Genomic DNA, 7,054 nt, shown 5'->3' with positions numbered 1-7,054 from the left:
GTCGGCGGTCACCACGCCGACCGGCCCGGGCACACCGCGGATCGCGTCGGTCAGCGCCGCGTTGAGCGGGTCGTCGTCCGACGCCCCGGTGCCGGGCGGCTCGGCGACGATCTCGAGCGGGAGCAGGCGCGCGAGTGCCGCCACGTCAGGATCGGAGGTCACCACCCGCACCCGTGAGACACCGGGGGTCGCGACACACGTTCTCAGTACGTCCGAGGCCATGGCCAGCGCGAGCTCGCGGCGGTCGGACGCGGGCATTGCGCGGGCGAGTCGGCTCTTGGCGCGGTCGAGCGCCTTGACGGGGACGACGATCGTCCACCCGCCGTCCGCCGCCCCGTGCCCCGACACCGTAGTCATCGCCCGCCATCCTGCCAGCAGAGCCTCGCGCGCGCGCCGGGCCGGGTAGCGTTTGCTCACGATCCACCGGCGAGGGCCCCGGTGGTGAACGACGAGCCGGGAGGCGAAATGGCGCGGGTCGCGGTGATGGGTGCGGGGTCGTGGGGGACCGCCGTCGGGAAGGTCCTCGCGGACGCGGGGTCGGAGGTCGTGATGTGGGCCCGCCGTGACGAGGTGGCACTCGGGATCAACGAGCGTCACTGCAACGAGAAGTACCTGCCGGAGACCGTGTTGCCGGCGACGGTCACCGCCTCGACGGACCCCGCCGAGGTCCTCGCGGGCTCCCACGAGGTCGTCCTGGCCGTCCCGTCCCAGAGCCTGAGGGGAAACCTCGAGACGTGGGTCGACCTCCTCGAGCCCGACGCCGGGGTCATCTCGCTGGCGAAGGGTATCGAGACCGGGACGCTGATGCGTATCAGTGAGGTCGTCGCAGAGGTGACGGGGTTGACGCCGGACAGGATCGCCGCGCTGTCCGGCCCCAACCTCGCGCGGGAGGTCGCCGAGGGTCAGCCCGCGGCGACCGTCATCGCCTGCACGGACGCCGACCGTGCCGCCCGCCTGCAGGACGCCTTCGCCACCCCCTACTTCCGGCCGTACACGAACTCCGATGTGGTGGGCTGCGAGATCGGCGGTTCCACCAAGAACGTCATCGCGCTCGTGTGTGGGATCGCCTCCGGCATGGGCCTGGGCGACAACACCATGGCCTCGTTGGTCACGCGCGGATTGGCGGAGTCGACGAGGCTGGGGGTGGCGCTCGGAGCCAACCAGATGACCTTCGCGGGGCTCGCGGGTCTCGGCGACATGGTCGCCACCTGCACCTCGCCGCTGTCCCGCAACCGCACCTTCGGAGAGCGACTGGGCAGGGGCGAGACCCTGGAGCAGGCACAGGAGGCCACCAACGGTCAGGTCGCGGAGGGGGTCAAGTCCTGTACGTCGATCCGTGCGCTCTCCCGGCAGGTAGGGGTCGAGATGCCCCTGACCGAGGCCGTCCACGAGATCTGCCACGAGGGGGGCGACGCCGTCGAGGTGGCGGTGCGCCTCATGAGACGCAGCACCAAGCCCGAGTAGCCTCGGCCCGGTGAATCGCATCACCGTTGCCGTCCTGTACGGCGGGCGTAGCTCGGAGCACTCCGTGAGCTGCGTGTCCGCCGGTGCCGTCATGGCACACCTCGACCCAGCCGTCTACGAGGTGGTCCCGGTCGGGATCACCGGATCGGGGACGTGGACCCTGGGTCCCGACGACGTCTCGGGCCTGCGGATCATCGACCGTGTGCTGCCGGAGGTCGACCCGGGTCGACCCCGGGTGGCACTCGGCCTGTCCGCCGACGACCGAGGGGTCCTGCGGTTCCTGGACGGTGAGCGCGCCGGCGACGAGGTGGCCCGGGTGGACGTGGTGTTCCCCGTCATGCACGGCACCCATGCGGAGGACGGCACCGTCCAGGGGCTGTTGGAGCTCTCGGGCGTCCCATACGTGGGCCCGGGGGTGTTCGCCAGCGCGGCCGGAATGGACAAGGAGTTCACCAAGGTGGTGCTGGGTGCGGCCGGACTGCCGATCGGCGAGCAGGTCGTGTTGCGTCCCGGGTCGGGGCCGGTGCCGGAGTCGGAGGTGGACCGGCTCGGGCTGCCGTTGTTCGTCAAGCCCGCCCGCGGTGGGTCGTCCATCGGGATCACCAAGGTCAGCCACCGGGGAGAACTCGACGCGGCCATCGCCGAGGCCCGCCGGTTCGACCCCAAGGTCATCATCGAGGCGGCCATCGTGGGTCGCGAGGTCGAATGCGGCGTTCTGCAGTATCCGGACGGCCGGGTGGAGGCGAGCCTGCCCGCCGAGTTGCACATCCCCGGGGAGCCGACCGGTCTGGACGGCGAGACGGAGGGCGACTCCTTCTACGACTTCGACACGAAGTATCTCGACGACGTCTGCACGTTCGACCTGCCCGCGCGGCTCCCCGCCGCGGAGACCGATCGCCTTCGGGCCCTGGCCGTCGAGGCGTTCCACGCCCTGGACGCGCGTGGGCTGAGCCGCGTCGACTTCTTCGTCACCGACCACGGGCCGGTGATCAACGAGGTCAACACCATGCCGGGATTCACCCCGATATCGATGTACCCACAGATGTGGGCGGCCTCCGGAGTCGACTACCGGACCCTGCTCGACACCCTCGTGCGGACCGCGCTGGCCGGGTGTTGACCGCGCGCGTCAGCTGATCGGCGCGGGCCGCGGTTCCACGGCCTCGAGGACGGCGGAGAGCGCGTCCGACAGGTCCTGGATCGGGCCCGTGCCGCCGGTCGCGGGGAGCGTGACCGCGATGTACTCCGGCCGGTCCACGGCCACCCAGGTGGACGACGTCACGGCCGGGTCCGGGTCCGGATCGTTGAACCACTGCACACCGTTGACCTCCTGGAGCGTCGACCCGACCGTGAAGGTCGGCGGTGCGGGCAGACCGCAGCGGACGACGACGGTCTCGGCGTCGGGCAACCGGTACGCCGCCGCGCCCGGGGGCGCGGGTTCGACGAACGGGACGCGGTCGGCCTCGCCCAGGGACTCCGGGAGAGACTCCAGAAGCGACAGGCACTCCTCGGATCCGGCGCCGGGGGCCGGGATGCTCACCGCGGTGACGGGCTCGCTCGCGGCGGTCTCGGCGGCCTCGTCGCTCATACTGCGCACCAGAACCAGGACCACGGCGAGCAACACCAGCGGGATCAGGACCGCCGCGATCACGACGACGGTCGAGACCGGTGGTCGGTGTCCACCGTCGGGCGTCAGGTCCTGCGATGCCGCGGGCCCGGATGAACCGGATGACCTCGCGTCGTGCCGGTCCCCCGAGTTCGTCTCCGTGGTGCGCACCTCGAGTCGTCCTCTCTCCTGCGATCGGCCGCCCGGGTCGCGGCCGCTAGCCTGTCGGCAACGCTACAGACACCCGCCGGAGCTCCCGGCGCCTGACCACCGAGGACACCGATGAGCGCTGCGAGCGACCGGCCACCGACCGTCGCCGAAGTCGGGGAAGCCGCGGTCCTGGAGGTGTTGAGCGGGCCGGGGCGGGTCGGCTCGGGCGATCCCGTGGGCAACGGGGACGACGCGGCGGTTCTCGGGCCCGCCGCGGCGACCGTGGTGACGACGGACATGCTGGTCGAGGGCACCCACTTCCGTCTGGACCTGACCACGTGGCGGGACATCGGTCGCCGCGCCGTCGCACAGAACGTCTCCGACGTCCTGGCCATGGGCGCCGACTGCTCCCGGGTCCTCGTGGCCCTGGCGGTGCCCGGCAGGACGACCATGGAACAGATCGGTGAGCTGGCCGCCGGAATCCACGGAGAGGCCGCGCGATCCGGTGCGGAGGTGGTGGGCGGTGATCTCACCAGCGCGACCCTCGTCGTCGTCGGGGTCACCGCGATGGGCACCCTGCCGGACGGCGCGCGCCCCCTGCGGATCGACGGCGCCGCCCCCGGAGACCGAATCGCGCTCACCGGTGAACCCGGTCGGTCCGCCGCGGGGTTGGCACTACTGCTGGCGGGGCACCACGACGGCGCCCTGCAACAGGCCCACAGGGTCCCCGAACCCCCGATCGGTTCCGGCAGGGCGGCCAGGCTCGCCGGCGCCAGCGCGCTCACCGACGTCAGCGACGGCCTCCTCCGCGACCTGTCCGGGATGGCGCGCGCGTCCGGGGTGGCCGCGGACCTCGTCGTCGGGGCGCTGCCCGTCGATCCCCGGCTGGGCGAGGCCGCTGCGGCACTGGGGCTCGGCGACCCCGACGCGCAGATCGTGGACTGGATCCTCGACGGCGGGGAGGATCACGGGCTGCTCGGAACCTTCCCTCCCGGGACGACCGTGCCCCCGGGCTTCACCGTCATCGGGACGATCCGCGAGGGGGACCCCGGGGCCGTCTATCTGGACGGCCGCCCGCGCACCCCGGGGGGCTGGGACTCCGCACGGGGCGCAAACTAGGCTGAGCGCATGGCCGTCTACGCACTCGGAGACCTCGAACCCGACATCGCCCCCGACGCCTGGGTGCACCCCGACGCCGTGGTGATCGGCCGCGTCCGGCTGGGGCCGGGCGTGTCGGTGTGGCCGACCGCCGTCCTCCGCGGAGACTACGGGCGCATCGAGGTCGGTGCGATGACCAACATCCAGGACGGCACGATCGTCCACTGCACCGAGACCGAACCGACGGTGTTCGGAGAGCACTGCATCGTGGGCCACAACGCGCACATCGAGGGGGCGACGATCGGGGACGGTGCTCTCGTCTCCTCCGGTTCGATCGTGCTCAACGGCGCCGCGATCGGTGCCGGGGCGGTCGTCGCCGCCGGGTGCCTGATCCCGCCCCGGTTCGAGCTCCCCCCCGCGCGCATGGCGATGGGGGCGCCCGCGAGGATTCGCGAGGGGTACGAGGTGGACCCGGCGATGCTCGAGGGGAACACGCAGAAATACCACGAGAACGCGATGCGGTACCGCTCCGAGCTGCGACGGATCGACTGACCGGGTGGTCGGGGGCGACGCGGGCCGACGCCCGCTGGACGAGCTCGTCGAACCGGGGTGGGCGCGCGCGTTGGCGCCGGTCGAGGACCGCATCCGGCGAATGGGCGACTTCCTGCGCGAGGAGAATTCGGCGGGGCGCGGCCACCTCCCCACCGGTGACCGGATCCTGCGCGCGTTCACCCAGCCGTTCGACGACGTCCGCGTGCTGATCGTGGGTCAGGACCCCTATCCGACCCCGGGCCACGCCGTCGGTCTGAGCTTCGCCGTGGACGGACACGTCCGCCCCCTGCCGCGGAGTCTGGTCAACATCTACCGCGAGTACACCGACGACCTCGGGCTGCCGGCCCCCGCACACGGTGACCTGAGTGCCTGGACCCGCAGCGGCGTGCTCCTCCTCAACCGGGTGCTCACCGTGGCTCCGGGGCAGCCCGCCTCCCACCAGCGCAAAGGGTGGGAGGAGGTCACCGGGCGGGCGATCGAGGCGCTGATCGAGCGCAACCGACCGATGGTCGCGATCCTCTGGGGGCGCCAGGCACAGTCCCTCGGGCCGATGCTCGGGGGCACACCGGTCATCGCCTCCGCGCATCCCTCGCCGCTGTCGGCCTCGCGTGGGTTCTTCGGGTCCCGCCCGTTCAGCCGCGCGAGCGACGAGCTGTGCCGGCTCGGCGTGGACCCCGTCGACTGGCGGCTGCCCGAGCTGCCGGATCAGACGTAGGGGTGCGCTCGGACCCCGCCGGAACGCGGGGTGCGCTCAGACCCCGCCGAAGCGCGGGGTGCGCTTGGCGACGAACGCGTCCACGCCCTCGATCCCGTCAGGAGACACCGCCAGCGCCGCGATGGAGTCCCGTTCCGCGTCGAGCTGCTCCGCGAGTGTTCTCTCGCCGGACCGACGCAACAGTTCCTTGGTGGCGGCGTACGAGGCCCGCGGGCCGTTCGCGAGGCGGACGGCCAGGTCGCGAGCAGTGGTCGAGACGTCCTCCTCCGTGAAGGTGGTGAGCAGTCCGATGGCGTGGGCCCGCGCCCCGTCGACGGGCTCGTTGCCGAGGATGAACGCCCGGGCCGCCGCCGCCCCGATCGCCCGGGGCAGACGCCACGACATGCCACCGTCCGGGGACAGGCCGATGCCCGGGTAGGCCGCGAGCAGGCGGGTGTCCGGGCCCCCGACGGAGAAGTCGGCGGCCAGGGCGAGAGACAGTCCCGCGCCCGCCGCCCACCCGGCCACCGCGGCCACCACCGGCACGGGCGCCTCCTCGAGTTGTCGGACCACCCCGTGCAACCGGTCGGCCAGCTCCCGGACGTGCTCCGAACGGTCCTCGGCCGCGGCGAATCCGGGCACGTTGCCGCCCGCACAGAAGTTCTTGCCCAACCCCACCAGGAGGATGGCGCCGGCGTCGATTTCGCCCGACAGGAGGGCGGTCAGCGTGGTGCCCGCCTGGGTGACGGCGTCGGAGTCCAGCGAGTTCCCCTTGCCCTCGAGGGAGACGGGGATGGTGAGGACGCCGTCAGCGAGTGTGACGAGGGGAGCGGCGGTCAGGTCAGGGGTCATCTGGTCTCCAGGGAGTGGTACGGGCCGTCTCGGCCTGTTCGACAGGGTGTCGCACGGTGAGGGTACTAGGCTTGGCCGGGCCGACCGACGGAGTCGGACAGCTGGGGTCAGCGGCGCCGAGGAGGGGTGATGGCACACGAGTCGACGAGTGTCGAGGAACGCCCGTCATCGCTGGACGCCCACGGGCTCCTGGACTGGGCCCGCCGGTGCGTGGAGCACCTCGCGACCCATCGCGAGGAGATCAACGCCCTCAACGTCTTCCCGGTCCCGGACTCGGACACGGGGACCAATCTGCTCTACACGATGAGAGCCGCCGTCGACCGCGCCGAGGGTGAGGAGGCATGGATCTCCGAGGGCGGGGGGAGCGCCGGTGCCCGTGAGATCGCCGTGGCGCTCGGGCACGGCGCCGTCCACGGCGCGCGGGGCAACTCCGGCGTCATCCTGTCGCAGGTCCTCCGGGCGGTCGGCGAGGCGGCGACGTTCACGGTCGTCGACGCCTCCACCTACCGCCGAGCTCTCCGCACGGCGGTCACCCTCGTCGACCACGCGCTCAGCGATCCGGTCGAGGGCACCATCGTGACCGTGCTCCGCGAGGCGGCCGCGGGCGCCGGCCGGTCGTCGGCCAACTCGCTCGTCGAGGT

8 protein-coding genes and 1 pseudogene are annotated in these 7,054 nt (G+C 72.4%); 6 read left to right on the top strand and 3 right to left on the bottom strand.

The features are described 5' to 3' along the window. Window positions 1-357: pseudogene (locus IY392_RS07290) on the bottom strand (2-phospho-L-lactate guanylyltransferase); the annotation flags it as partial. A 108-nt stretch (window positions 358-465) separates the two neighbouring features. Here IY392_RS07290 and IY392_RS07285 point away from each other — a divergent pair. Beyond that, complete coding sequence (locus tag IY392_RS07285; RefSeq protein ID WP_107756670.1) at window positions 466-1,464, top strand: NAD(P)H-dependent glycerol-3-phosphate dehydrogenase; 999 nt, start codon at window positions 466-468, stop codon at window positions 1,462-1,464. A 10-nt stretch (window positions 1,465-1,474) separates the two neighbouring features. Further along, the gene (locus IY392_RS07280) at window positions 1,475-2,581 is read left to right on the top strand and encodes a D-alanine--D-alanine ligase family protein (protein ID WP_194860871.1); all 1,107 of its coding nucleotides are present in this window, start codon (window positions 1,475-1,477) and stop codon (window positions 2,579-2,581) included. A 9-nt stretch (window positions 2,582-2,590) separates the two neighbouring features. Here IY392_RS07280 and IY392_RS07275 read toward each other — a convergent pair whose 3' ends face one another. Further along, window positions 2,591-3,238, bottom strand: coding sequence for a DUF3515 domain-containing protein (locus tag IY392_RS07275; protein ID WP_107756668.1), 648 nt, complete (start codon window positions 3,236-3,238; stop codon window positions 2,591-2,593). Window positions 3,239-3,349: 111 nt separating this feature from the next. Here IY392_RS07275 and thiL point away from each other — a divergent pair, with 111 nt between their 5' ends. Genes thiL through IY392_RS07260 form a run of 3 tightly spaced genes read left to right on the top strand, consistent with a single transcriptional unit; the run spans window position 3,350 to window position 5,582 of the window. Continuing rightward, entirely contained in the window at window positions 3,350-4,336 is a 987-nt protein-coding gene (gene thiL, locus IY392_RS07270; RefSeq protein WP_107756667.1) for a thiamine-phosphate kinase, read from the top strand. A gap of 9 nt (window positions 4,337-4,345) precedes the next feature. Beyond that, a complete protein-coding gene (locus IY392_RS07265) occupies window positions 4,346-4,867 on the top strand; it encodes a gamma carbonic anhydrase family protein (protein ID WP_107756666.1) in 522 nt (173 codons plus the stop codon). Between the two features lie 4 nt (window positions 4,868-4,871). Continuing rightward, window positions 4,872-5,582, top strand: coding sequence for a uracil-DNA glycosylase (locus IY392_RS07260; protein WP_194860870.1), 711 nt, complete (start codon window positions 4,872-4,874; stop codon window positions 5,580-5,582). A gap of 36 nt (window positions 5,583-5,618) precedes the next feature. Here IY392_RS07260 and IY392_RS07255 read toward each other — a convergent pair whose 3' ends face one another. Continuing rightward, window positions 5,619-6,413 carry an enoyl-CoA hydratase-related protein gene (locus tag IY392_RS07255; protein ID WP_194860869.1) on the bottom strand — a complete coding sequence of 265 codons (795 nt, stop codon included), beginning with the start codon at window positions 6,411-6,413 and terminating at the stop codon, window positions 5,619-5,621. A 129-nt stretch (window positions 6,414-6,542) separates the two neighbouring features. On the opposite strand from IY392_RS07255, the gene IY392_RS07250 reads away from it, so the two are divergent. Continuing rightward, on the top strand, window positions 6,543-7,054 hold a 512-nt coding region (locus IY392_RS07250; RefSeq protein ID WP_194860868.1), incomplete at its 3' end, for a DAK2 domain-containing protein.

This window comes from Dietzia sp. SYD-A1 (genome assembly GCF_015356725.1).
Classification (GTDB): Bacteria; Actinomycetota; Actinomycetes; order Mycobacteriales; family Mycobacteriaceae; genus Dietzia.
Note: the sequence above shows the minus strand (reverse complement) of the source record. Positions and strands in the feature narration are given on the sequence as shown.